The organism is Parendozoicomonas haliclonae, from assembly GCF_900174585.1.
GTDB lineage: Bacteria > Pseudomonadota > Gammaproteobacteria > Pseudomonadales > Endozoicomonadaceae > Sansalvadorimonas > Sansalvadorimonas haliclonae.
Genome location: NZ_FWPT01000002.1, coordinates 398,171 through 421,490, shown reverse-complemented (window position 1 = coordinate 421,490; position 23,320 = coordinate 398,171). Strand labels below are relative to the sequence as shown.

General features: G+C 52.4%; 19 protein-coding genes. 3 read left to right on the top strand and 16 right to left on the bottom strand.

Annotated features, from left to right (window positions below):
- Positions 1–3: 3 nt before the first annotated feature.
- The 4 genes from EHSB41UT_RS05120 to EHSB41UT_RS05105 all read right to left on the bottom strand — a co-directional run bounded on the left by EHSB41UT_RS05120 (position 4) and on the right by EHSB41UT_RS05105 (position 4,778).
- Entirely contained in the window at positions 4–2,214 is a 2,211-nt protein-coding gene (locus EHSB41UT_RS05120) for a xanthine dehydrogenase family protein molybdopterin-binding subunit (RefSeq protein ID WP_087107471.1), read from the bottom strand.
- Complete coding sequence (locus EHSB41UT_RS05115) at positions 2,207–2,713, bottom strand: (2Fe-2S)-binding protein (RefSeq protein WP_087107469.1); 507 nt, start codon at positions 2,711–2,713, stop codon at positions 2,207–2,209. Before EHSB41UT_RS05115 ends, EHSB41UT_RS05120 begins: the two co-directional genes overlap by 8 nt.
- An 82-nt stretch (positions 2,714–2,795) precedes the next feature.
- Positions 2,796–4,067, bottom strand: coding sequence for an inorganic phosphate transporter (locus tag EHSB41UT_RS05110; RefSeq protein ID WP_087107467.1), 1,272 nt, complete (start codon positions 4,065–4,067; stop codon positions 2,796–2,798).
- 30 nt (positions 4,068–4,097) lie between these two features.
- Positions 4,098–4,778, bottom strand: a complete 681-nt coding sequence (locus tag EHSB41UT_RS05105) for a TIGR00153 family protein (protein WP_087107465.1) — start codon at positions 4,776–4,778, stop codon at positions 4,098–4,100.
- A 150-nt stretch (positions 4,779–4,928) separates the two neighbouring features.
- Between EHSB41UT_RS05105 and EHSB41UT_RS05100 the strand changes: the two genes are divergently transcribed.
- Together EHSB41UT_RS05100 and tfpB are read left to right on the top strand one after the other, a co-directional pair.
- A complete protein-coding gene (locus EHSB41UT_RS05100; RefSeq protein ID WP_087107463.1) occupies positions 4,929–5,537 on the top strand; it encodes a CYTH domain-containing protein in 609 nt (202 codons plus the stop codon).
- Positions 5,538–5,722: 185 nt separating this feature from the next.
- Positions 5,723–7,465 (top strand): type IV pilus assembly ATPase TfpB, encoded by a 1,743-nt coding sequence (gene tfpB, locus EHSB41UT_RS05095; RefSeq protein ID WP_087107971.1) that lies wholly within the window; start codon positions 5,723–5,725, stop codon positions 7,463–7,465.
- Positions 7,466–7,748: 283 nt separating this feature from the next.
- Here the strand turns inward: tfpB and EHSB41UT_RS05090 are convergent, their stop codons facing one another.
- From EHSB41UT_RS05090 to rpiA, 11 genes are all read right to left on the bottom strand, one after another.
- Positions 7,749–9,140 (bottom strand): hypothetical protein, encoded by a 1,392-nt coding sequence (locus EHSB41UT_RS05090; protein WP_087107461.1) that lies wholly within the window; start codon positions 9,138–9,140, stop codon positions 7,749–7,751.
- Between the two features lie 79 nt (positions 9,141–9,219).
- A complete protein-coding gene (locus EHSB41UT_RS05085; RefSeq protein ID WP_087107459.1) occupies positions 9,220–10,788 on the bottom strand; it encodes a hypothetical protein in 1,569 nt (522 codons plus the stop codon).
- 46 nt (positions 10,789–10,834) lie between these two features.
- On the bottom strand, positions 10,835–12,088 hold the full coding sequence (locus tag EHSB41UT_RS05080) for an SET domain-containing protein (RefSeq protein ID WP_165767155.1): 1,254 nt from the start codon (positions 12,086–12,088) through the stop codon (positions 10,835–10,837).
- A gap of 150 nt (positions 12,089–12,238) precedes the next feature.
- The gene (locus EHSB41UT_RS05075) at positions 12,239–12,940 is read right to left on the bottom strand and encodes an ABC transporter ATP-binding protein (RefSeq protein ID WP_087107455.1); all 702 of its coding nucleotides are present in this window, start codon (positions 12,938–12,940) and stop codon (positions 12,239–12,241) included.
- Positions 12,940–13,719 (bottom strand): high-affinity branched-chain amino acid ABC transporter ATP-binding protein LivG, encoded by a 780-nt coding sequence (gene livG, locus EHSB41UT_RS05070; RefSeq protein ID WP_087107453.1) that lies wholly within the window; start codon positions 13,717–13,719, stop codon positions 12,940–12,942. Before livG ends, EHSB41UT_RS05075 begins: the two co-directional genes overlap by 1 nt.
- A 33-nt stretch (positions 13,720–13,752) precedes the next feature.
- Positions 13,753–15,093: a high-affinity branched-chain amino acid ABC transporter permease LivM gene (locus EHSB41UT_RS05065; protein WP_087107451.1), complete on the bottom strand. Its 1,341-nt coding sequence runs from the start codon at positions 15,091–15,093 to the stop codon at positions 13,753–13,755.
- Complete coding sequence (gene livH, locus EHSB41UT_RS05060) at positions 15,090–16,016, bottom strand: high-affinity branched-chain amino acid ABC transporter permease LivH (RefSeq protein WP_087107449.1); 927 nt, start codon at positions 16,014–16,016, stop codon at positions 15,090–15,092. The genes EHSB41UT_RS05065 and livH overlap by 4 nt, the downstream gene beginning before the upstream one ends.
- Before the next feature lie 103 nt (positions 16,017–16,119).
- Positions 16,120–17,259 carry a branched-chain amino acid ABC transporter substrate-binding protein gene (locus tag EHSB41UT_RS05055; RefSeq protein WP_415837381.1) on the bottom strand — a complete coding sequence of 380 codons (1,140 nt, stop codon included), beginning with the start codon at positions 17,257–17,259 and terminating at the stop codon, positions 16,120–16,122.
- A gap of 181 nt (positions 17,260–17,440) precedes the next feature.
- Entirely contained in the window at positions 17,441–18,241 is an 801-nt protein-coding gene (locus EHSB41UT_RS05050; protein ID WP_087107446.1) for a D-glutamate cyclase family protein, read from the bottom strand.
- Entirely contained in the window at positions 18,217–19,416 is a 1,200-nt protein-coding gene (locus tag EHSB41UT_RS05045) for an NRAMP family divalent metal transporter (RefSeq protein ID WP_087107444.1), read from the bottom strand. The genes EHSB41UT_RS05050 and EHSB41UT_RS05045 overlap by 25 nt, the downstream gene beginning before the upstream one ends.
- Positions 19,417–19,539: 123 nt before the next feature.
- Positions 19,540–20,211 carry a ribose-5-phosphate isomerase RpiA gene (gene rpiA / locus EHSB41UT_RS05040; protein WP_087107442.1) on the bottom strand — a complete coding sequence of 224 codons (672 nt, stop codon included), beginning with the start codon at positions 20,209–20,211 and terminating at the stop codon, positions 19,540–19,542.
- Between the two features lie 258 nt (positions 20,212–20,469).
- Between rpiA and ilvA the strand changes: the two genes are divergently transcribed.
- Positions 20,470–21,984, top strand: a complete 1,515-nt coding sequence (gene ilvA, locus EHSB41UT_RS05035; protein WP_087107969.1) for a threonine ammonia-lyase, biosynthetic — start codon at positions 20,470–20,472, stop codon at positions 21,982–21,984.
- Positions 21,985–22,386: 402 nt separating this feature from the next.
- Here ilvA and EHSB41UT_RS05030 read toward each other — a convergent pair whose 3' ends face one another.
- Positions 22,387–22,998 carry a 5-formyltetrahydrofolate cyclo-ligase gene (locus EHSB41UT_RS05030; RefSeq protein WP_087107441.1) on the bottom strand — a complete coding sequence of 204 codons (612 nt, stop codon included), beginning with the start codon at positions 22,996–22,998 and terminating at the stop codon, positions 22,387–22,389.
- Between the last annotated feature and the right edge of the window lie 322 nt (positions 22,999–23,320).

Here is a 23,320-nt window from a genome sequence, read left to right as displayed (position 1 = left end):
ACCTTAGGCCGAAAGCTTTAGCGGCAGAGTGCGCAGACGCTGTCCGGTTGCGGCAAAGACAGCATTGGCAACAGCCGGCGCGATCGGTGGCAGACCCGGTTCACCAACGCCTGTTGGGGGCTCTTCGCTGTCGATGATATGCACATCAATATCTGGTATTTCATTCATACGCAGCAATGGATAGTCATGGAAGTTGCTTTGCTGAACCTGACCATTGTTGACTGTGATCTCACCATAAAGCGCGGCCGTCAGCCCAAAAATAATACCGCCTTCCATTTGGGCTTTAACAATTTCTGGATTCACAACAGTTCCGCAATCAACGACACAGGTAACCTTTTCGACCTTAATGGTGGTGCCGGATACGGACACTTCGGCAACCTGAGCCACCCAGGTGTTAAAGCTGAAGAAGAAAGCGATGCCTTGGTAACGTCCGGCAGGAGCCTTGCCCCATCCGGCTTTTTCTGCGGCTATGTTCAACACCTTCTTGGCACGCGGTGCATCAGTCAGAAGGTTCTGGCGGAACGTCAGCGGAGAGGTGTTGGCGGCATGAGCCAGCTCATCGATAAAGCTTTCTACGGCAAAGGAGGTATGAGAGTTACCGACCGAACGCCAATAGGTAACCGGTATCGTGTTCTCCGCCTTGGTATAGTCCAGCATCAGGTTGGGAAGTGCATAGGAGATCGTGTCCGCACCTTCCCAGGGCGAATGATCATCGGGAGCTAATGTTCCCTGGGCGGCAAGGCCAACATTAGCGAGAGTGCCAAAGGTCCACTTGGGCATGCCGGCGAACATGGCAGGAGCGGCATCCTTCACAATCCAGTCCATCAGGGTTGGGCAGGCAATGCTGTGATGCCAGAGTTCCGGGTAGCCGTTGCCATCAATCGAACCGGTCATCCGGTGCATGGCCGCAGGACGGAAATGATCATTGCGGGTATCGTCTTCACGGGACCAGAGCAGCTTGACCGGCCGTTTTACGCGATGGGCAATCGCCGCTGCTTCTTCAACAAAATCCTGAATCAGGCGGCGACCAAAGCCTCCACCGAGAAAGGTTGTATGAACGGTGACGTCTGATGGTGAAAAGTCGGTGACCCGGGATGCGGCAACCTGCGCCAGATCCGGAGCCTGGGTTGGGGCCCAGATTTCCACACCCTTATCGGTGACATGGGCGACACAGTTCTGGGGCTCCAGAGTCGCGTGAGCCAAGAAGGGCACCTGATACTCCGCAGTAATCAGTTGGGAGGCATTCTTGCGAACCCGATTTGGGTAACCTTCCCGTTGAATCACCTTGGCGTCGTCTTCATCCAGCAACTGACGGTAGTGGTTGAAGATATCTTCAGAGGAGGTTTCACCGGTCTCTCCCGGCTCCCACTGAGCCTCTACCAGTAAGGCGGCTTTTCGGGCCTGCCAGTATTTTTCTGCCACTACGGCAATGCCCTGAGCGATAGGGAAAACATCGATAACGCCGGCGCTGTTTTTGGCTTTGTCTGCCGAGTATGACTTCAGTGTGCCGCCAATATAGGTGGAATGAATCACCACGGCATGCACCATACCCGGCAGTTTGGTGTCTATGCCGTAGTCAGCCTGTCCAAAGGATTTCGGTGCGGCATCTGTGCGCTGGTTACGCTTGCCGATGTAGCGGAACTCACCGGCAGGTTTGAGCGGTATATCACTGGGCAGTTTTTTATGCTGGGCAACGCCGATCAGTTGGCTCCACGGCAGTTTGCCATGGGCGGGATGGACGACATGACCCTGGCTCAATGCACACTCTCGATGGGGAACCTGCCAGATATCGGCGGCAGAAGAGGTCAGCAGCCAGCCCATAGCGGCAGCCGCTTCCCGAAGATGTGTCCAGGCCACAGCCAGACTGGTGCTGCCACCGGTCATCTGCATATTAAACAGCGGGTTGCGGTACTCTTTGGCGGCTGGCGCAAAGCGGGTCAGGATAGCGTCTGGAGAAGTGCTCAGTTCTTCAGCGACCAGTGTCGTTAAACCGGTCATGGTGCCTTGGCCCATTTCTACCCGATCAATAATCAGAGTCAGCTGGTTATCTTTATCCACCTCCAGCCAGGCATTCGCCTGCCAGCTTTCCTGCTGGTCCTGAGCGGAGCTGATGGAAGGGATGGTAAAGCCCAGAGTGAGTGCACCACCGGCAGTCATGGAGGCTTTCAGGAAGCCCCGGCGGGAGAGTGAACTGGAAACAGTTGGTTCAGACATGAGACGCCTCCCCGGTCTTTTCCTGGTTATCGTCTTTGTCGTTTGCCATGGCATCGGCGGCAAGGTGGATGGCAGCCTTGATGCGCGGATAGGTTCCGCAGCGGCAGATATTACCGCTCATCGCCATGCTGATATCGTCATCACTGGGTTGGGGATTGGTGGCGAGCAGAGCTGCGGCGCTCATCAACTGGCCGGACTGGCAGTAACCACACTGAGGCACGCTGTTCTCTACCCAGCTCTCCTGCAAAGGATGAGGATTATCAGGTGTGCCCAGTCCTTCAATGGTGGTGATTTCTGTACCGGCAACAGCGGATACCGGAGTTATGCAGGAGCGAATCGGACTGCCGTTGAGGTGCACGGTACAGGCACCACAGAGACCGGCACCGCAACCAAACTTGGTTCCGGTCAGTTGCAGTTCATCACGAATTACCCAGAGCAGGGGAGTATCGGCATCGATATCCAGTGAGCGTGTTTGCCCATTGACGGTCAGCGTTATCATTTTTTATCAGGCGGCCATGATTTCATGATTAATAGTTATGGCCTTAATAATCCCGACTTTAATGGGGAGAAGCAATTGCCCGTTAGCCGAAAATTGTCCTGAAAATGTAGAAGAAACCTATCGCCAGAAGAGCCCCTGCTGGAAGGGTCACCAGCCAGGACAGAAATATGGTGCCAATCACCTGCAGGTTAAGAGCGCCAATGCCCCGGGCCAGACCTACACCAAACACCGCACCGACCAGCACATGGGTGGTGGAAACCGGAAAGCCAGTTCCCGAGGCAAGCACCACCGTTGAAGCCGCAGACAGCTCCGCAGCAAAACCTCGGCTGGGTGTCAGCTCGGTGATATGGTTGCCGATGGTAGCCATCACCTTGTAGCCGTAAGTGCTCAGTCCAAAAACAATGCCTGCTGCTCCTAATAAAAGAATCCACATGGGCAGTGGAGAGCGGCTGGATATCTCACCACCGGACTGGACAACCTGAGCCACAGCCGCCAATGGCCCGATAGCGTTGGCCACATCATTGGAGCCATGGGCGAAAGCCATGGCGCAGGCGGTAAAAATCATCATGGTGCCGAAGATGCGCTCCACGCTGGTGAAGTGGAACTGCCGGTCGGCTTTTTCATCTTTCTTGATTCTTCGCAAAGCCAGAGTCGCAACGCCGGTCATTAACAGACCGAGCATGGTGGCAAGGCCCAGCGCCTGCACACTGGTGAGATTCAGGCCGAGATGATCCAAACCTTTGATCAGGGTGACCATGGAGATCATAAAGCCGACCAGAAAGGTGTATATGGGGATAAAGCGTTTGGCACTTTCAAACGGGCAGGGCGAGTTCAGTATCAGTCGCTGAATCGAAGTAAACACCAGCAGTGACAACATGCCGGAAAACAGGGGCGAGATAACCCAGCAGCCGACAATCGACATCACACTGCTCCAGCTGACGGAATCGGAACCGACACCGACCACGGCAAAGCCAACAATCGCCCCGACAATGGAGTGGGTGGTCGAGACCGGCCAGCCGTAGTTTGTGGCAATCATCAGCCAGGTCGCAGCGGAAAGCAGGGCGGCCAGCATGCCGTACACCAGCAGCTCAGGATGCTGAACCAGTATTGAAACTTCCGGATCAATAATTCCTTTACGGATAGTGGCAGTCACTGACCCTCCGGCCAGAAAAGCGCCGGAGAACTCCAGCAGAATCGCCACCACGATGGCCTGTTTGATGGTCAGGGCTTTGGAGCCCACCGAGGTGCCCATGGCATTGGCAACATCATTGGCCCCAACACCCCAGGCCATAAAAAAGCCGAATATACATGCCATGAACAGAAAGACTGTGCCGTACTGCGCGATGATCGACATAGGTTCTGAATCCGCCTGAAAAGTCAGCTGTTAACGTGCCAGTAACATATGCAGGTAACCCCCAACGCGGGAGGCCCTGTCAGCCAGATCACCGATCCATTCGATCACCTGGTACATAAACATCACATCAACCGGTGGCAGCGATTTTTCCTTGGTAAACAGAATGCGCCGAACCTGGATCTGCAGATCGTCGGAATTGCTTTCGAGGGCATTCAGTTCCTCGATCATCTGTTCAACATGGTCCGCTTCCCGACCGCGGAAACCTGTTTCCAGAAGGTCATCCAGCTCATTGATAGCCTTCAGAGCCTGGGCGGAGGTCGCTATCGAGCAGCCCAGGTAGCGGCGGAGCATGGTTTTGATCTCTTCCGGGAACTCCATCTTTCGACCAATAACAATACCGGCAATATCCTTGGCACGGTTGGCAACCTTGTCCTGTACGGTAACAAGCTCCAGCAGGTCGGTACGGGGTACCGGCAGGAACAGGCTTTTGGGGAGGGAGAGCCGCACCTGTTTTTTAATCTGATCCGCTTCTTCCTCTAGGTCGATAATCTGATGCTGAAAGGCCTCGGCCTTGTTCCAGTCACAGTTCAAAACCGCCGCAAAGAAAGGTTCGAGAAGAGCGGCAGCACCATGGGCACTGGCAATATGTTTTTTTATTGGTCCAATGGGAGAGCGTCCAAAAACATTGGAAAGCAGGTGCTGTGGAGGCATCGCATAAAGTCATGAATTTTTGAGCGGTGAGTATAGGAAAGCGTTTGCTGGCTGGTGGGGAAAAATATGTAATCGATTGTTCAGGTTACAAATGTGTTGGTGCGGGTAATAATTGAGGCTTCAAGAGCCCGATGAGTTAGGACGGATATCATGAGTCATGAAACTGAGCTGAAGTTACGGCTGTCCCCGGATGATCATGACCGGATTATTGCGGCTCCCTGCCTGAGCTGCCATCCCAGGGTCACCCTTCAGCTGACCAATACCTACTACGACACGCCAGACCATGACCTGAATAATGCCCGGGTTGCTCTGCGTATTCGTGAAAAGAATGGCAATTATATTCAGACCCTGAAAACCAAGGGTGAGAGCGTTGGCGGGTTAAGCCGTCGGGGCGAGTGGGAGTGGTATCTGGACGAACCGCAGCTGGACCTGCAGAAGCTCAATGATGTCTGGCCCGAATCCCTTGCCAATCTTGATAAAACCCTGCTGCAGCCGGTATTCCGTACCGACTTCCGTCGGCAGATGGTGGATATCATCTGGGAAGGGGCGGAAATCGAAGTCGCCCTGGATCTGGGGGATGTGATTGCCGGAGACAAAACCTCATTTATCTCCGAGCTGGAACTGGAGCTGAAAAAGGGTGATGAAGAAGCACTGTTCAGCCTCGCCAAAGAACTGGGCACGCTGGCACCACTGACGCCCTGTGATATCAGCAAAGCTGAACAGGGTTACCGTCTTGCCGATGAAAACTGTGACAAGTAACCTGCTCTTAGATTGATTGACCATGGTAAGCTGTTTGCGGGCAGTGTGATCGCGTGGTTTAGAAGGCTCAGTGGAAATAGTCATCAGTGGATATAACAAAAGAAACGACAGCGAAGTCTAAAGAGCCGAGCGGCAAAGGCGGTGCCGGGCGCAATGTCCCCGGTTATTTTGTCGAACTCGCCCAGATGGTGCATGGTCTGGCGGTTGATGGTCTGCTTAGCCGTGCCCAGGAGCAGGATGTTCTGTCTCGCCGGCGTAATGCCAGCCAGGCGAAGCTGCACCCTCTGGAATATCTGGCTGAGCTGGAACTGATCAGCGATACCACCCGCGGTAAGCTGCTTGATCTCGAAACGTTAAGCCACTGGCTGGCCAAACGGGCAGATCAGCCTTATTTTCATATCGATCCCCTGAAAATTGATGTATCTGCGGTCACACCGGTTATGTCGCTGGCCTATGCCGAACGGCACCAGATTCTGGCTGTTGAGGTGAACGAGGAAGAGGTTGTGATCGCCAGTGCCCAGCCCTGGCATACCGGCTGGGAAGAGAACCTGCGTCATACCAACCGCCGGGAAGTACGACGGGTGGTCTGCAACCCCGCAGACCTTCGCCGTTATACCGCTGAGTTCTACAAGCTGGCCCGTTCTATTACCGGGGCAACCCGGGAAGATGGTATTCAGACCATCAACACCAGCAATCTCGAACAGCTTCTGCACCTCGGCAATGCCCAGACACCAGACGCCAACGACGAGCATATCGTTAATATCGTGGACTGGCTGCTGCAATACGCCTTTGACCAGCGCGCCAGTGATATTCATATCGAGCCACGGCGTGATAAGGGCAATATCCGCTTCCGGATTGATGGTGTGTTGCACACGGTTTATGAAATGCCGGCCCAGGTTCTGGCGGCGGTCAACAGCCGAATCAAGATTCTTGGCCGGATGAATGTGGCCGAAAAGCGCAAGCCCCAGGATGGCCGTCTGAAAACCCGTTCCACCGAAGGTAATGAAGTGGAGCTGCGACTCTCTACTCTGCCAACAGCTTTCGGTGAAAAGATGGTGATGCGTATCTTTGACCCGGATGTTCTGTTGAGAAGTTTCCGGGATCTGGGTTTCTCCAAAGAGGATGATCGCCGCTGGCATGGCATGGTGGGGCAGCCCAACGGGATAGTTCTGGTCACTGGGCCGACCGGTTCCGGTAAGACCACCACCCTCTACTCCACCCTGAAAGAGCTGGCGACCTCAGAGGTAAACGTCTGCACCATCGAAGACCCTATCGAGATGGTGGAACCGTCCTTCAACCAAATGCAGGTGCAGCACAATATTGATCTGACCTTTGCCAGTGGAGTCCGGGCCCTGCTGCGACAGGATCCGGACATTATTATGGTGGGCGAGATTCGTGATCTGGAAACCGCAGAGATGGCGATTCAGGCCGCGCTGACCGGTCACCTTGTGCTTTCCACCCTGCATACCAATGATGCGCCAACAGCCATTACCCGTTTGCTGGAGCTGGGTGTGCCGGATTATCTGATCCGGGCCACAGTGCTTGGAGTTATGGCCCAGCGTTTGGTGCGGACTCTCTGCCCGGACTGTAAACAGCCGGCCGAAATTGAGGCTGATGACTGGAAGAATCTGACTCGGCCATGGGTGGCGGAAACGCCAACCACCGGGGCCAAGCCTGTTGGGTGTCTGAACTGTCGGAATACCGGTTACCGGGGACGGGCCGGGGTGTATGAGATCATGCCGCTGGAAGGCGAGGTGAGGGATCTTCTGGCGCCGGGCTGTGATGCTGACAAGCTGCGGGCAGCCGCTATTCGCTCAGGTATGCGTACCCTGCGCCTCAGTGGGGCCCAGAAGGTTGCTTCCGGGATGACCACTGTGGAAGAGGTTCTGCGGGTAACGCCGGCTGTCTCTATGCCTGGACCTCGCTGACCAGCGCGAAGATCGAGACAAACAGAAGAGCCAGCGAGGTAAACAGCAGAGCCAGCTCAGGCTTGGTGAGTCTATCCTTGGGATCATTCATGGGTACTGCTCCGTGTACAACAAACTTCTCACGTACCTGAAATTATAGGGGCGGTTCAGAATCGAGCCGCCAACGCTCCGGAATGATCGGGTTTCACCACACTCCCTGCCTAAAACCCTGAAAATGCTTCCGCTTCTCGGCAGTAATCCGGACACCGAGCCAGATTATTAACGGTTTTGTACCCGTTTGAATTCAGGCCGGAGGCTGGGTTGTCAAAAACTGCCGCAGAAGATGGGCGTAATAGGCCAGATGATCTGGGGTAGGGTGCAGCCCCAGCTCCACTGACACGAGATACTCCCCGGCAAATACACCGCGTCTTATCAGAGTGTGTATTTCCATGGCCGTAAAGTGGCGTTCGCCGCCGGTAGGGAATACGCCCATATAGGCCGCTGCGGCCATCAGCTGCCATTTCAATAGCATGGGATCTTTGACCTGATCTTCTGCCATCAGCGAGAGCAGCTCGGCCATTCGAGCATCACCTAATGTTCTGAGTACCTCATCAGGCAGGTTGTATGGCGGTGTCAGGCTTTGAATGTATGCTCTGAGGGGTTCACCTTCCTGATAAATACGTGCCCGGGTATCTTCCAGAGTGATGGTCTTTAGCAGGCTGGCAGTACCTGAGACAGCTTTGTCCTCACCAGTGTGAACTTTACCCTCAGCGGTATGGCCTTTATGTTTGCGGCGCTTCTTCCGACCGGTGCGGGTTTGTTCTGAGAGCCCATGGCTTTCTTTGGTTGTAGGAGAGAAAGCTGCGGTTTCAGGTTGGTGGATGGGAGTCGTGATACTGGCACCCTTTGAAGGTAAAGGTGATACCGTAAAAGTCTTCACAGCTCCCGGAGTGGTATCCAGAGAAATTTGTTGATGGCTCTTGATGGATGTGGGAACCGATCCTCCCCAGACTTTTGGTTTCATCCCTTCTGTGTTGCGTGTTGGTTCCGAAGTGGCGGTGATCAATCGTTCAGATGAGGCCGCAAGTTGTTTTTCAATCAGCTTTATCAGATGTTCTTTGCACTGCTTTTGTGGCTGTGCGATTTGTGCAGGACCGCTAACTTTTGGCAGTGACTGGATGTAGGTGGAAAGATTGTTCAGGTAAATCGACAGTGAGGTTTCTATCTGAGCCGGTGCAAAATTCTTTCCTGCCATGGCTGTTTGCAGGTAAGTGCACAGTTCGTGCAGTGTCTTGCCAAGGTCGGTTAATCGTTGTTCATCGTTTATTTGTTGGGAGGCAATGATATTAACCATTGCCCGCTCCAGATTATGAAGTTTGTGTAACGCAGCCACACTTTCCAGCTGTTCAATCGTAGTCGCCAGGGTACTGGCAGTGGGGAGAATATCCGGCTTCAGGGAAGCAACCCGTGCCTGACCGATTGGTGTGGCCTGGGTGAGTTGTCCACGACGGGAGATATAAGCATTAAATGTGAGTCGCAGCTGCTCGCACTGTTGAATTTGTTGCCCACTCTGATACCAGGCGATCACACTCTGGCTTTTATAGGTTCCGTTTGGATTTATTCCCACAGCGTTATCTGCATGGGTTTTGCTGGGGTGGCAGAAAGCCTTGAGTTCCTGGATATCGAATCTTTGCACTGCGTTGCACCGATGGAAAAGTCGGAAAAGACTTTTGACCTGATTTTTACGGGCTTAGTGCTGTGGGCTAACAGGCCTGTCAGGGGCTCTTCTCCAGATAATTCATCATCAGCTGATTGCCGGGGGTGATAGTCCGGGTGGGTTTCAGGGTTATGCGTGGTGTTGATGCGTCTGCCGACTCGATAGCTTTCAAAGCCACATTGGCTTGTTCTTTTTCTGAAGCGTGTCTGAGAAAAATAAATCGACTGGGCAATAAATAATTCTCTGTTCCGAATGTGGTCACAAACGGAGTCATGCCTTTGGGGACTTTACTTCTGTTCTGCCGAGATGATTGAGGCATCAGCAGAGCCGGGATGGAAATCGTCTGGTTAGGCTTTAGCTTTTGTTTGGCATAGCAGCCAAGCTGCTTCCAATCATGGGGTGTTGATGTCTGGCCTGTTCGTCTTGATGACCGCTTTTGTTTGTGCTCTTGCTTGATTGTTGGTTCCTGGCCCACTTCCGAGTCAGCAAACCCTAGATAGACATGGGGCTGATCAGGCTCGACAGTTTGAATGTGCTGATAAAGACTCTGGATACGTTCAGGCAGTGTCTCCCCTTTGCGCATGGCGGTGAGTATGTCACTGATCTGGTCTGCCTGCTCATCGGGTTCAGATTCAGTTGCGCTCTCTTCAGCAATATCGTTCTTCTCTTCCTCTTTCTGCTGAACAGGCTTTTGGACTGGGGCATGGCGATCATGCCAGATCAAAAGATGATTGGCCGGGTCATAAAAGCAGTGTTCCGAGTAGCTGATTTGATAAACCAGACCATCTTCATCACGTTCAATTGGTTCGATCGCTGCTGGCAGCATATCGGGTAGAGCCATGATCTCAGTTATGAGTGTTTTTTTCTGTTGTGTATGGCCTCTGTGTGTATATGACAGCTTGAGCCAGGGATAAGGGTGATAACCGAAAAAATAACTCTGTTGCTGGCTTTTGAATTGTCTGAACCCATAGGGGTGGAGGACGTTGCCGACATGGAATCCGCTGTCCCATGTTGGTGGGTAAGGAACCAATGCATAGGGCGATACCCACGGTGCCTGCAGGCTGATATGCCTCTGCTGTGTTTCCTCTTCTTTATGGGTGATCAATGCTTCATGCAATGCAAGGTTGGCTGCAAGCAGAGTTCTTGGGTTGAGCAGAACCTGTACCCGGTTCCAGAGCGTGCTTTCTGGCGGGGATTCCACAGTCAGTCCCGGCAGGTAGACAGTCCATGTTTTTATCTCTGTGGATTGGCTCGCATTAGAGAGCCGAAATTGAAAGTAGGCTTGATGTTGATTGGTCAAAGGGTGGAAAGATATTTCCAGGCTATCAAACGCTTCAAACTGCATTTGATAAGCCAGCGCCAGCAGGTGAAAGAGCGATTGCCAGCGAAACCGGGTGAAGTCCTCGCCGTACTTATCGACTCCCTTTTTCAGTTGCGCTGTTTTTTCGGTATCTCTGGTAATAATCAACCGGCCATAGGGATGGGTGGACTCAGGGTTTTTAATAAATACACTGAGTCCAGAGAAGTTGACCCACTCCTGCAGTGTGCCCTGAAACGTTATCGGGGTGTCATAGGCAAAGAGCCCGGCAGATAGAGGGTGTGCAAACAGTACAGCCGTGCTCAGCATCAAACCAATAAGACAATATCTGTACTGGCATATGGTCACGTGAACCCTATTTACTGATGACAGGTACGGATTGAAGAGGAGGGAGTATAGGGGCTTTTGGCGTTATGCCTACTGTTGAAGTGGATTCAACAGGAATGGGTGGTTTCGGGTCCAGCAGACTGTCGTAGCTGAACAGTAGTTCCTGATGCGCGGGAATCGGTTTGAGTGATACCAGCTGGGTGACCGGGATCTTTCCATCCAGAGTCCCCAATGTCCGCATGGTTATGTTGGGCTCTGGCGAAAGAGCCTCATCTTCAATATTGCAGGCCTTGTTAATCCAACGGCAGGCAAGCTCCTCGGGAGGTGTGATAGTGGTAATGCTGCTCTTGCCGGACTCATTGGTTGAAGTGATAAATACCGAGTGCCTGCCCAGAAGCCGGTGCTTGCGTTTTGATGAGGTGATCTGCCCTGATACCAGGGCAACTGTCTTTCCGGCAGGAATATTATCCAGGCTAAACAGTCCTTTGTCCGCGCCGGGAAGCTCACTCCTTGAGGTGTAGAGCGCGAAATAATGGGCAGGCTGGCTGGTAAACAAGCGATCCATATATTGGCGTTGGTAAGGCACGTACTGGTAAAAGGAGTTTTTTCTGCTGCGGCATTTGAGAATTAGAGTCTTATCATCCAGTTCAGATGATGACTCTGGTGTATCGGTCAATATCTGGCTGTTGAGCTCCTTGATAGCCATAAAAATAAACATCATAGCTTCATGATCAACCCATGAGTAGAGCACGGATGATAGGAGGATATGTTCATCATTGGGTTGTGAATCGAACAGAAAATCCCGGTCAATTTTAATAAAGTAATTTTTTTGCCTGGTGCGTAAAGCAATCACGGGGCGGATTGTTTTAGGGCTGACTTTTATCGGGTAAATATCAATATGAGTTAACTGCAGATCTTCCAATTGCCGCAGGAAGCCAACGGAGAGCGGTGACAGGAATGCTACAGAAGCAGTCTTGAATTTGATTCGGAAGCCATTAGGTTCAGAAAGAGGAGTAATCCACAGTTTCAAATCTCCCAGACGGCGATTGCACAGGCGCATATAGTTGCCGAACATATTGAGTGCCCTGGATTCGGGAGAGAGCTGAGTCAGGAGTTTTAAGGGAATATCTGCCGGAATCAGGTAGCTTGTTTCTTTGGTGAGGCTGCGCAGGGTATTCACTTTCAGCTTTTCAAGGGTAATTGCACCATAGGCTGGGCTGACCAAAACCATAAAGCAGGCCGTTACAGAGGTCAGCAGAGACTGTATGGGTTTTCCGGGCAAGCAGGCAGGTTTCCGTTTGTCAGAGGCTGAAGTGGCGGCAAGCCTATACGGAGATGGGAAATAGTCCAGCCTGCACAGTGTTTCCGGGCAACCCTGAAGGTGGGCGGCTGTGCAGGCTGTCAGTTTGGCGGCTGTTAGTTTGGCAGATAATCAGGCCCCAAGGTAGGCCTTGCGGACATCGTCATTCACCAGCAGGCTCTGACCGGTGTCAGCCATAACGATACGACCGTTTTCCAGAACATAGCCACGGTCCGCCAGACGCAGGGCCTGATTGGCATTCTGCTCGACCAGAAATATCGTCATCCCCTCATCCCGCAGTTTTTCAATAATCTCGAAAATCTGCTGGATAATAATAGGCGCCAGACCCAGTGATGGTTCATCAAGCAGCAGCAGCTTCGGACGGGCCATCAGGGCACGGCCAATAGCCAGCATCTGTTGCTCACCGCCGGACATGGTGCCACTGCGCTGATCAAAGCGTTCCTTCAGGCGGGGGAACAGCTCCAGCACATGCTCAAGCATTTCTGCTTTGCGCTCATTGCTCTCAAAAAAGCCGCCCATATCCAGGTTTTCTTCCACGGTCAGCCGGGAGAACACCCGGCGTCCTTCCGGGACAATGGCAATACCGGATTTCATAATCTCCGGAGTTTGCCAGCCGGTAATGTCCTGGCCTTCAAACACAATCCGGCCGGTGGTCGGGTGAGGATCGCCACATAGGGTCATCAGCAGGGTGCTTTTGCCAGCTCCGTTAGCGCCGATCAGGGTAACAATCTCGCCTTGATTCACCTCGACCGAGATATCGTCCAGCGCCTGAATCTTTCCGTAGTGAGCAGAAACGTTTTCAATCGACAGCATTACGCTTCTCCCAGATAGGCTTTGATTACATCAGGGTTGTTTTTGATCTCGTCCGGCTTGCCATTGGCCAGAGGCGTGCCCTGGTTGATCACGTAGATATGATCAGAGATACCCATTACCAGCTTCATATCGTGCTCAATCAACAGCACAGAAACATTATGATGGTCTCGAAGTTCGCAGATCAGCTCATCCAGTTCTTCGGTTTCTCTTGGGTTCAAACCTGCGGCGGGTTCATCCAGCATCAGCAGCTCAGGTTGGGTGACCATACAGCGGGCGATTTCCAATCGGCGTTGCTGACCATAAGCCAGGTTACCGGCATCCCGATTGGCCATATCCTTGAGGTCAACCCGTTCCAGCCAGCGGGACGCCCGATCAAGGGCTTCCTGCTCACTGCGTTTATAGGATGGCGTTTTAAACAGACCGGACAGCAGCCCGGTATTCAGATGGCGATGCTGGGCAACCAGCAGGTTTTCCAGCACGGTCATGTTTTTAAACAGGCGAACATGCTGGAAGGTCCGGACAATCCCCATACGGGAAATCTGGTGGTTCTTGCTGCCGGTAATATTGTCGCCTTTGTAGCTGATGCGACCATCGGACGGCTTGTAGAAACCGGTCAGACAGTTGAAGACTGTCGTTTTACCAGCACCGTTCGGGCCGATAATGGAAACAATCTGCCCACTCTGGATATCCAGCTTCACTTTATTCACCGCCACCAGACCGCCAAAGCGCATGGTGAGGTCTTCAACGTCCAGCAGGGTGTATGCGTTATTTGTGCTCATAGTTTTATTCTCCCCTTATTTTCAACATCTCTATCAGGCGGCCTTGGCAGGCTGCGTGACAGGGGAGGTTTGCTTGTTACCGCTCTCTTTCAGAGCGATATGAGGACGCTTCATTGGCAGCAGACCGGATGGTCGCCAGATCATCATCAGCACCATCAGCAGGCCGAACATCAGCATCCGGTACTCGTTAAACTCCCGGGCCAGCTCCGGTAGGATGGTCATGATAATGGCGGCCAGTACCACACCAAGCTGTGAACCCATGCCACCCAACACCACGATGGCGAGGATGATGGCGGATTCAATAAAGGTAAACGACTCAGGGCTTATAAAGCCCTGGCGTGCCGCGAAGAAGGTTCCGGCAAAACCGGCAAAGGCTGCACCAATGGTAAAGGCGGACAGCTTGATAGCGGTTTTATTCATCCCCAGAGACTGACAGGCAATGTCGTCTTCCCGCAGGGCTTCCCAGGCGCGGCCGATCGGCATACGCAGCAGACGATTGATCACCCAGATAGTGGCCACAACCAGCAGCAGTGCCAGCAGGTAAAGGAAGATCACCTTATAGCCGCTGGAGTAATCAATCCCGAAGAACTCATGGAAGGGCACATTGCCTTCTTCCTTGGCGGTGCGAGAAAACTCAAGACCAAACAGAGTTGGCTTGGGAATCTGGCTGATACCGTTAGGGCCGCCGGTGATGGAGGTCCAGTTCAGCAGCAGAATCCGGATGATTTCACCAAAACCCAGCGTCACGATAGCGAGATAATCACCCCGCAGCCGCAGTACCGGAAAGCCCAGGATAAACCCGAAGAAGGCTGCAACCAGGCCACCAATCAGCAGGCAACTCCAGAAATCCAGCCCCAGATACTGATTGAGCAAGGCATAGCTGTAAGCTCCGACTGCATAAAAGCCGACATAGCCCAGATCCAGCAGACCGGCCAGGCCCACAACAATATTGAGGCCAAGACCGAGCATCACATAGATCAGTGCCAGAGTGGCAAGGTCCACAGAACCCCGGGAGGCATAGAAAGGCCAGATTATCAGACCCGCCAGCAAAAAGGCGATAGCCAGTTGCTTCAGACGAGGGTGCTTTTCTCCTTGAGTCTGCAAGGCTTCTGCCAGCCCCTGTTCTGGTAACGGCAGGGCTGATTTGGCGTTATGCCACAGGCCGGACAGTGGCTCGCGGAACAGTTGAAACAGGAACAGAGCCAAAACTGCACCAGCCAGAGTTTCCAGACGTACCGGTTCTGCCAGTTCAATAGACAGCCCGGTACCGGAAGGTATCAGTTGGATACCCATCATCATCCCGGCGAGGATAACGAACACAACTGAGGTAATGGCGGCATTCTTAAAGCCGTTTTGAAAGGCGACAGCATTCATACTTTCTCTACCTCCGGCTTGCCAAGGATGCCAGACGGACGGAACAACAGAACCAGAATCAACAGGCTGAAGGCGACAACATCTTTATATTCCGCACTGAAGTAACCGGAAGTCAGTGATTCAGCAAGACCAAGGAGAAGGCCTCCCAGTACAGCGCCTGGAATGCTGCCAATGCCGCCGAGAACCGCAGCGGTAAAGGCTTTCAGACCAGCCAGAAAACCAATGTATGGATTGATGACACCGTAATGCAGGCTCAGCAGAACACCGGCAACGGCAGCCAGAGCGGCACCGATCACAAAGGTCACAGCGATAACATTGTTGGTGTTGATACCCAGCAGGCGAGTCATGCCCATATCTTCCGCGCAGGCCCGACAGGCCCGGCCCAGACGGGAACGGGAGATAAACAGGGTGAGTACGGTCATGCTGATAAAGGTGACCGCAAAAATCATAATCTGCATATACGACAGTGATGCCTGAAACCCACTCTCTGCACCAAAGGTAAAGCCGCCTTCGATCATGCTGGGCATGGCGATATCCCGGGAACCCTGGGCGAGGCGAACGTAGTTTTGCAGGAAGATAGACATACCGATGGCGGAGATCAGCGGGATCAGGCGGTTCTTGCCCCGCAGCGGTCGATAGGCGACACGCTCTATCGAATAGCCATAGGTACTGGTAATAATAATGCTGATGATAAAGGCGGCGGCCAGCATCAAAGTGACACTGTCGATACCCATCATGGCGAGCCCGGCCAGGACAATGAACGACACATAGCTGCCGATCATGTAGACCTCACCGTGGGCGAAATTGATCATTCCGATAATGCCGTACACCATGGTGTAACCGATGGCGATCAGCGCGTAGGTGCTGCCCAGCGTAAGGCCGTTCAGCAATTGCTGGATAAAGTAGTAAACGGCGTCTGGCATAATACTGCTTTCTTATCTGTAGCTTGTGGCTTTTCGTGCAAGGCCAGGGATGCCGGGCAACGCAGAGGTAACTGCATTGACCCGGCAGATGCTTTTTAAGCTTTTAGTTCAGCGGAGTCTTGGTACCGTCCTGGTGCCATTCGTAGACCACAAAGCTGAAGTCTTTCAGATCACCTTTGGTATCAAAGCCCAGATCACCAGTTGGAGTCTTGAAGGAGTTGGCGCGCAGAGCCTTGGCAACGTCGGCCGGCTGGGTGCCGTTCATCTTCATGCCTTCAACCATAACCTGTACGGCTGAGTAAGCCGGGAATACAAATGGGCCGGTGGCGTCTTCGCCTTTGCCGGAGATGTATTCAACAATCTTCTGGTTGGCAGGATCCTGATCGAAGCTCTTTGGCAGAGTCACCAGCAGGCCTTCGGACGCTGCGCCGGCGATGGCGGAGATATCCTTGTTACCTACACCTTCTGGACCCATAAACTTGGCTTCCAGTCCTTTTTCAGCACTTTGACGCAGAATCAGGCCCAGCTCCGGGTGGTAGCCGCCGTAGTAAACGAAGTCGACATTTTCCTGCTGCAGTTTGGCAACCAGAGCAGAGAAGTCTTTGTCGCCGGCAGTCACACCTTCAAACAGGGCAACATCGGTACCGGCCTTGGCCAGTTCATCACGTACGGACGTCGCCAGACCTTCACCGTACTGCTGTTTGTCATGGATGATGGCAACACGCTCAGGCTTGATAGTGCCGAGAATGTATTTGGCGGCGGTTGGGCCCTGCATGCTGTCCAGACCAATGGTGCGGAAGATCAGCTGGTGGCCGCGGGTGGTGATTTCCGGGCTGGTGGAAGCCGCGGTGATCATCAGGATGCCTTCATCTTCATAGATGTCAGACGCTGGCTGGGTGCTGGAGGAGCACAGGTGGCCAACAACGAACTTCACGCCGTCGTTCACAATTTTGTTAGCAACTGCCACAGCCTGCTTCGGATCACAGGCGTCATCATAGACGACAGCTTCGAGAGTCTGACCGTTGACACCGCCTTCCTTGTTGATCAGTTCGATTGCGGCTTTGGCGCCGGTGAACTGCATATCACCATACTGGGCAACAGGGCCAGTAACCGGACCAGCCAGGCCAATTTTAATGACTTCAGGCGCTGCCGCTGTTTCAGTCTTTGGTTCTTCCTGCTGGGAACAGCCGGTGAGAACTGTCAGTGCAACTGCAGCACTGGCAACGGCTGCACGCATTGTCATTTTCATTATTCTGCTCTCTTGGGTTTATTTTTGTGTTTTTATGGTTTTGAAAAGCAAAATCCCTGCTTTGTTGACGTTATACAGGATTTTTTCTGACAGTTACAGGGCGTTTATATTCTGCTAAAGCGTGAATATTTATGGCTAGTCGCTTTTGTCTGGTGTTTTATCTGGTAGGTGTTGCTCAAAGTGTGATTTTTTTATCACACAAAAACATGCATCCAGGGGAATGTGTTATTGCCCAGTGGTCGGGATGTTTCTGAAGAGCACTTTGAACTGCAAGCTGGGTTGTGACACCGCAGGGCCAGAACAAGGGAGTTTCATTGGCTTTGATTTCAACTGGATCCCCCCAATCCGGTTTGTGAATGTTTTTTATGCCAAGGTTTTGCAGTGACTGAATTGTTAACGGTTCACCATGAGCCTGGGGATATTGTCTGGTCAGTTCACTGACAAACTGGATTTTGGTGTTGGAAACAGGGCGCATACTGACAACCAAAGGGCTGCTGAAATCTCCGGCCGGTGTCGTGGAAAGTTGGGTTTTAAACATCGGAACATTGCAGCCCATCTCCACATGTCTGGGTACTAGCCCGGCCTGAGCCAGAAGAGCATCGAAGGAAAAGCTGCAACCGGTTAGAAAGGCGACGGCATCCTTTTGCCAGTAGGCCTCAACGGATCTTTCCTCGATCCATCTTTGTTCATTACTGGGCAGATAAACTCTGTATCTGGGTAAGTCATAACGCAGGTCTGCATTGTGAGTCATAACGGAAGGGCTCCAGCTTCCCGTTGGAAGTTTTTCCAGCACAGGGCAGGCCTTGGGGTTTTGCTGGCAAAAGCTTTCAAAGGCACCGGCAAGAATAGCCGGCAGAACTGTCAGGTTGGCCTGTAGGTAACCAGGGCAAAGGGCGGCTGTAGTATTGATGGTTTCGCCAGCTCTGAATTTTTCTCTCCAGAACTGTGGCTTTAGTTGTTGATGATTTTCACCCATTGCTGGACTCCCCAGAACAGTGTGAACAGCAGAGTGGCGAGCCCGAAGCAGGACTCAAGCCAGTGGGTGTTTATCTTGTTTCGGAAAATAATGTAAAGCAGGAACAGGGTGATCAGTGGCAGCAGCAGAGCATTGCCGGCCTGGACAAAAACAATCAGCAGGATGGGTTTTACCGGCAGGGTGCCGATAATCAGGCCCATCAGGCAAATCAACGGAACCAGCAGACGAGTTGTGAGTTGGTGACAACCCGCAGGCCAGCCCATCAGTTCAGAAATTGCTGTAGCTGTTGCCAACGGTGCAATCAGGGCACTGGAAAAGCCGGCGGCCAGAATACCAATGGCAAAGCAGGTATGGCCAAAATCGCCCATCAGCAAATAAAGCTGTCTGGGTAAGTCTGCAAACTCTATTGCTTCATTACGACCATGCAGAGTCAGAGCGGCTGTTGCCAGTAATATTGCAGTAATAGCGCCACCGAGACCTATGGAGAGCAGATAGTCTTTCCGGAGCCGGCTGATATAGGCACTGATATTCTCCGGCTTGGCTCCCGCCTGCAGGGTGGAATGGTAAAAGAGGTTATAGGGAATAATGGTTGTACCAATCAGAGCTGAGACCAGCAGTAGAGTTGAGTGGCGGTGATCTGCAGAGGTGGGGGTGATGACTTCGGGTGTTGGTGTGAGTACGACATAAACAAGCGTGGCTCCAAACAGCAGAACCATCGCAATAACAATAAAGGTCAGAAGGTTCTCGAAGCGAGAGAAATGTCCTGTCAGGGGAAGCTGGGCTGCGATTAGGGTGATGGCGGCCGGAATAAGCAGGCTATATTCCGGAGGAGTAAATTGTGGTGCTAGAAGCAGATAACCCTGCTGGGCGCCGGTAATATTTCCTGCCTGATACAGACTGCTGCTCACCAGCATCAGCAAAGCGATAGCCGGCATCAAAATATGTTTCAGGCTGGTCCCTGCCAGGCCTTTTCGCAGATTGCCTGCTATGCCGGTGTGAGTCAGAAGTCCCAGCCGAGCCGACATATCCTGCATCACAAAAGCCAGCAGAGTTGCCACGACAACAGCCCACAGCAGTCCGAAACTCCAGTCTGCACCCGCAAGTGAGGCGGTGGTGATTGTGCCGGGCCCGATAAAAGCCGCAGTAATAAGAAAGCCTGTTCTGGAAGGCGCCAACGGGTGCTCGCTTCATTAGCCATGTCGGAAGAGAGCATAAAGTAGCTGAAATGCTGAAGAAGAAAGGTGGGGAGAGGAAATCAGAGTAAGGGCAGCCGGCGCTGCCCTTAACCGGGCGGGCTATCAGCCCTTGATGGTTTTCACGCCTTCACTGGTGCCCAGCAGCAAAACATCGGCAGGACGCAGGGCGAACAGGCCGTTGGTGACCACACCGGTGATTTGATTCAGAGCCGTTTCTAGACCTTTTGGATCAACGATGGACATATTCCAGACATCCAGAATCACGTTGCCATTATCGGTCACCACACCTTCACGGTAAGCCGGATCACCGCCCAGTTTCACAATTTCGCGGGCAACATGGCTGCGGGCCATAGGGATAACTTCAACCGGCAGTGGGAACTGACCCAGTACATCAACCAGCTTGGACTCATCGGCAATGCAGACGAACTCTTGGGCTACGGCAGCAACAATCTTCTCGCGGGTCAGGGCTGCACCGCCGCCCTTGATCAGGTGCAGGTGCTCGTTGCTTTCGTCAGCGCCATCTATATAGAAGCGCATTTCACTGATGCTGTTCAGGTCGTAAACCGGAATGCCGTGCTTCTTCAGACGCTCGGCGCTGGCTTCTGAACTGGCCACGGCACCATCAAAACGATCTTTCACTTTGGCCAGGGCATCAATAAAGAAGTTGGCGGTAGAACCCGTTCCAATACCAATGATCATATTCTGTTCAAGGTGCGGAAGGATGTATTCCAGCGCTGCGTTGGCGACTGCCTGCTTGAGTTCGTCCTGGGTCATTATGATGTCCTGGTGTTTTTCAGGATGGAGGTGAGAAAGCGTGCAGCTATTATACGGAATTCTTCGTAGGAATGCGTTTTCTACTGAGGCTGTTTATTCTTTTTCTGCCTTTTGGTTTTTGTGCGATAAATTTTAATGTTTTGGTCTATAAAGTTGGAGATTTGTCTGGTTTGATCGTCTGACTTGCGTACAATGGAAGTCAGACATCGGAAGCATTGCACAGCAGCCGGACAGTAATAAGAACAACTGCAGATGATTATGCCTACTCAGTACATCAGGAAAATCCTCGAGTCGCGTGTTTATGATGTAGCCGTTGAGAGCCCATTGCATGCCGCCCCCTTCCTCAGTGAACGTCTGAAGAATACCGTACTGGTCAAACGGGAAGACCTGCAGCCAGTCTTCTCCTTCAAAATTCGTGGTGCCTATAACAAGATTGCCCAGCTTTCACCTGAAGATCTTCAGAAAGGTGTGGTGTGTGCGTCCGCCGGCAATCACGCCCAGGGTGTTGCGCTCTCTGCCAAAAAGCTTGGCATTCGGGCTGTTATCGTTATGCCCAAGACGACGCCGGATATCAAAGTTAAAGGGGTGCGTTCACACGGTGGTGAAGTGGTTCTGCATGGTGACAGCTTCCCTGAGTCTTTGGCCTATGCCCTGAGTCTGGTAGACCAGGAAGGGCTGACGTTTATCCATCCCTACGATGATCCTGACACCATTGCCGGGCAGGGCACGATTGGCATGGAGATACTGCGCCAGCACTCCGGCGATCTTCATGCGGTTTTTGTTCCCGTTGGTGGCGGTGGCTTGATCGCCGGTGTTGCGGCTTATATTAAGTACCTGCGTCCGGATACGCTGGTAATCGGTGTTGAATATGAAGAGTCAGCCTGTCTGAAGGCGGCTATGGATGCCGGTGAACGGGTGACTCTGCCTCAGGTCGGGCTGTTTGCTGATGGTGTCGCAGTTGCTCAAATTGGTGAAAAGACCTTTGAAGTCTGTCGGGACTGTGTTGATGAAGTCATCACTGTCACAGCAGATGAAATCTGTGCAGCGGTGAAGGATCTGTTTGATGATACCCGCTCGGTCACAGAAACCTCCGGCGCCCTGGCAACGGCTGGTCTGAAAAAGTATGTCGAGCGGGAAAAGATCTCCGGGCAGAATCTGGTGACCATTGCCAGTGGGGCCAATATTAATTTTGATCGTCTGCGTTATGTCTCCGAGCGCGCTGAGCTTGGTGAGGGACGGGAAGCCATTCTTGCTGTGACCATTCCTGAGCGCCCCGGCAGTTTCCGCCACTTCTGTGAAAAGATCGGCAAGCGCAATATCACCGAATTTAACTATCGCTACTTCGATAACAGGGATGCCAGCATCTTTGTTGGTGTTCAGGTGAATCCGGAAACAGATACACGGACACAGCTGATTGATGATCTGCGCTCAGCTGGTTACCCGGTGGAAGATCTTACCGAGAACGAAGTGGCCAAGCTGCATGTTCGCTATATGGTTGGCGGCCATGCGCCGGAAGTGGACGACGAAGTTGTTTATCGTTTTGAGTTCCCTGAGCGTCCGGGGGCTCTACTGAACTTTTTGAATAAGGTCGGTGCCCACTGGAATATCTCCATGTTCCATTACCGTAACCATGGTGCAGCTTATGGGCGGGTAATTGTGGGTATTCAGGTGCCGGTAAACGAGCGGGGTAAGATACCTGAGTATCTGGAAGAGATCGGTTATCACTATTGGGAAGAGAGCGGAAACAGTGCTTACAAACTGTTTCTTGGCTAATGCCTTTTATCGAGGGGAGTAGTACTCGAATTGTGCTTTATTTGATCAGTATGTGAGCGTTTTTTGTGGGAGATCACAAAAATGTCACTCTGTTTCGCATAGAATGAGTAAGAGATTGATGTACGACAGTTTATTTTTGTGTGTATGAGTAAACTGTCGTAAGTAGGTTGGAAGCACAGATCCGCTTCCTGATCATTCAATACAGGGAAGAACAAAAAGCAAGGCACGGAGCCAGGCGAAGACGTAAACCTGGAGAAATAGATGTTACGAGTCGACCCCGCCAGCTTGATTATGATTGTGTTTGCCTTGGGTGTTGTGACTACGGCGACCGCCCAAATATTGGGATGACGTAGAGCCTGGTGGATAAGGAATATCCACAAATAGAGTTGTCTTTTTCGGGAGTCATGGATAGACGTTGAGATCAGAATAAATCGCCGAGAGCGGGATATCCCAGCTGTCGGTAGGAATCCTGCTGACCCGTTGGCATTCATGTGCCAGGCCGGCAAGGAATGGCTTGTTGATGGCATTTGCGTTTTTCATAAAAGCGAAGGTGCGATCATAGAAGCCACCTCCCATTCCCATCCGTTTGCCGGAGCTGTCAAAGCCGGTGAGTGGGAGTAAAACAAGATCAAGAGCCCAGGCCGGACGTGGGCGATAACGGAATCGATAGGGCCTTCTCAGCGTGGGCTCCGGAATTCCATAACGGTTATTGACCAGTACCGTATCCGGCCTCCAGGGCAGAAACAGCAACTTCCCCGACTGCAACGGTTCCAGCACCGGCAGGTAGACTGTTTTCCCTTCTTTCCAGGCCTGCTTCACCAGCGGCATGGGATCAATCTCTCCATCATTGGCGATATAAACCGCGATATGCTGGCTTCGTATCCATGCCGGCTGTGCCGATATAATCCTTTGCAGACCTAATGCAGCTTGGTGCTGCTGGCCCGATGTCAGGCTGTTTCGTTTGTGCCTGAGCTGCTTCCTCAGTTGTTGTTTGCTGGTTTTCGAGGCGGGCATAGCATGAGCCTGCGATTCTTGGTTATGAAGGATTATCCTCATTCTACACTGAAATCTGGATAATTCCGGGTTATCCGTTGGTTGATCTGTTTACTTGTGTCAGAATCTGTTTGCTGTTGAGCCAAAGACTGGCAGCATCGGAATTTAATCAGGAATGATTATGTGCACTCTATTAATTGATCAAAACAGAAGCGTGCGCTGGTTTGTCATTGACGAGTCCCGCTCCGCCTTTCAGCTTCATTTCTAACGCCCTCCTGAATCAATCAGAACGCAATTGATTTGCCCATTGAATCAATGCTGATCTGCCTGGCAGTGATCACTG

Coding starts and splice junctions, on each gene's coding strand:
- EHSB41UT_RS05120 (WP_087107471.1), bottom strand. CDS start 2,214: ATGTCTGAACCAACTGTTTCCAGTTCACTCTCCCGCCGGGGCTTCCTG.
- EHSB41UT_RS05115 (WP_087107469.1), bottom strand. CDS start 2,713: ATGATAACGCTGACCGTCAATGGGCAAACACGCTCACTGGATATCGAT.
- EHSB41UT_RS05110 (WP_087107467.1), bottom strand. CDS start 4,067: ATGTCGATCATCGCGCAGTACGGCACAGTCTTTCTGTTCATGGCATGT.
- EHSB41UT_RS05105 (WP_087107465.1), bottom strand. CDS start 4,778: ATGCCTCCACAGCACCTGCTTTCCAATGTTTTTGGACGCTCTCCCATT.
- EHSB41UT_RS05100 (WP_087107463.1), top strand. CDS start 4,929: ATGAGTCATGAAACTGAGCTGAAGTTACGGCTGTCCCCGGATGATCAT.
- tfpB (WP_087107971.1), top strand. CDS start 5,723: ATGGTGCATGGTCTGGCGGTTGATGGTCTGCTTAGCCGTGCCCAGGAG.
- EHSB41UT_RS05085 (WP_087107459.1), bottom strand. CDS start 10,788: ATGCTGAGCACGGCTGTACTGTTTGCACACCCTCTATCTGCCGGGCTC.
- EHSB41UT_RS05075 (WP_087107455.1), bottom strand. CDS start 12,940: ATGCTGTCGATTGAAAACGTTTCTGCTCACTACGGAAAGATTCAGGCG.
- livG (WP_087107453.1), bottom strand. CDS start 13,719: ATGAGCACAAATAACGCATACACCCTGCTGGACGTTGAAGACCTCACC.
- EHSB41UT_RS05065 (WP_087107451.1), bottom strand. CDS start 15,093: ATGAATGCTGTCGCCTTTCAAAACGGCTTTAAGAATGCCGCCATTACC.
- livH (WP_087107449.1), bottom strand. CDS start 16,016: ATGCCAGACGCCGTTTACTACTTTATCCAGCAATTGCTGAACGGCCTT.
- EHSB41UT_RS05055 (WP_415837381.1), bottom strand. CDS start 17,259: ATGACAATGCGTGCAGCCGTTGCCAGTGCTGCAGTTGCACTGACAGTT.
- EHSB41UT_RS05050 (WP_087107446.1), bottom strand. CDS start 18,241: ATGGGTGAAAATCATCAACAACTAAAGCCACAGTTCTGGAGAGAAAAA.
- rpiA (WP_087107442.1), bottom strand. CDS start 20,211: ATGACCCAGGACGAACTCAAGCAGGCAGTCGCCAACGCAGCGCTGGAA.
- ilvA (WP_087107969.1), top strand. CDS start 20,470: ATGCCTACTCAGTACATCAGGAAAATCCTCGAGTCGCGTGTTTATGAT.
- EHSB41UT_RS05030 (WP_087107441.1), bottom strand. CDS start 22,998: ATGCCCGCCTCGAAAACCAGCAAACAACAACTGAGGAAGCAGCTCAGG.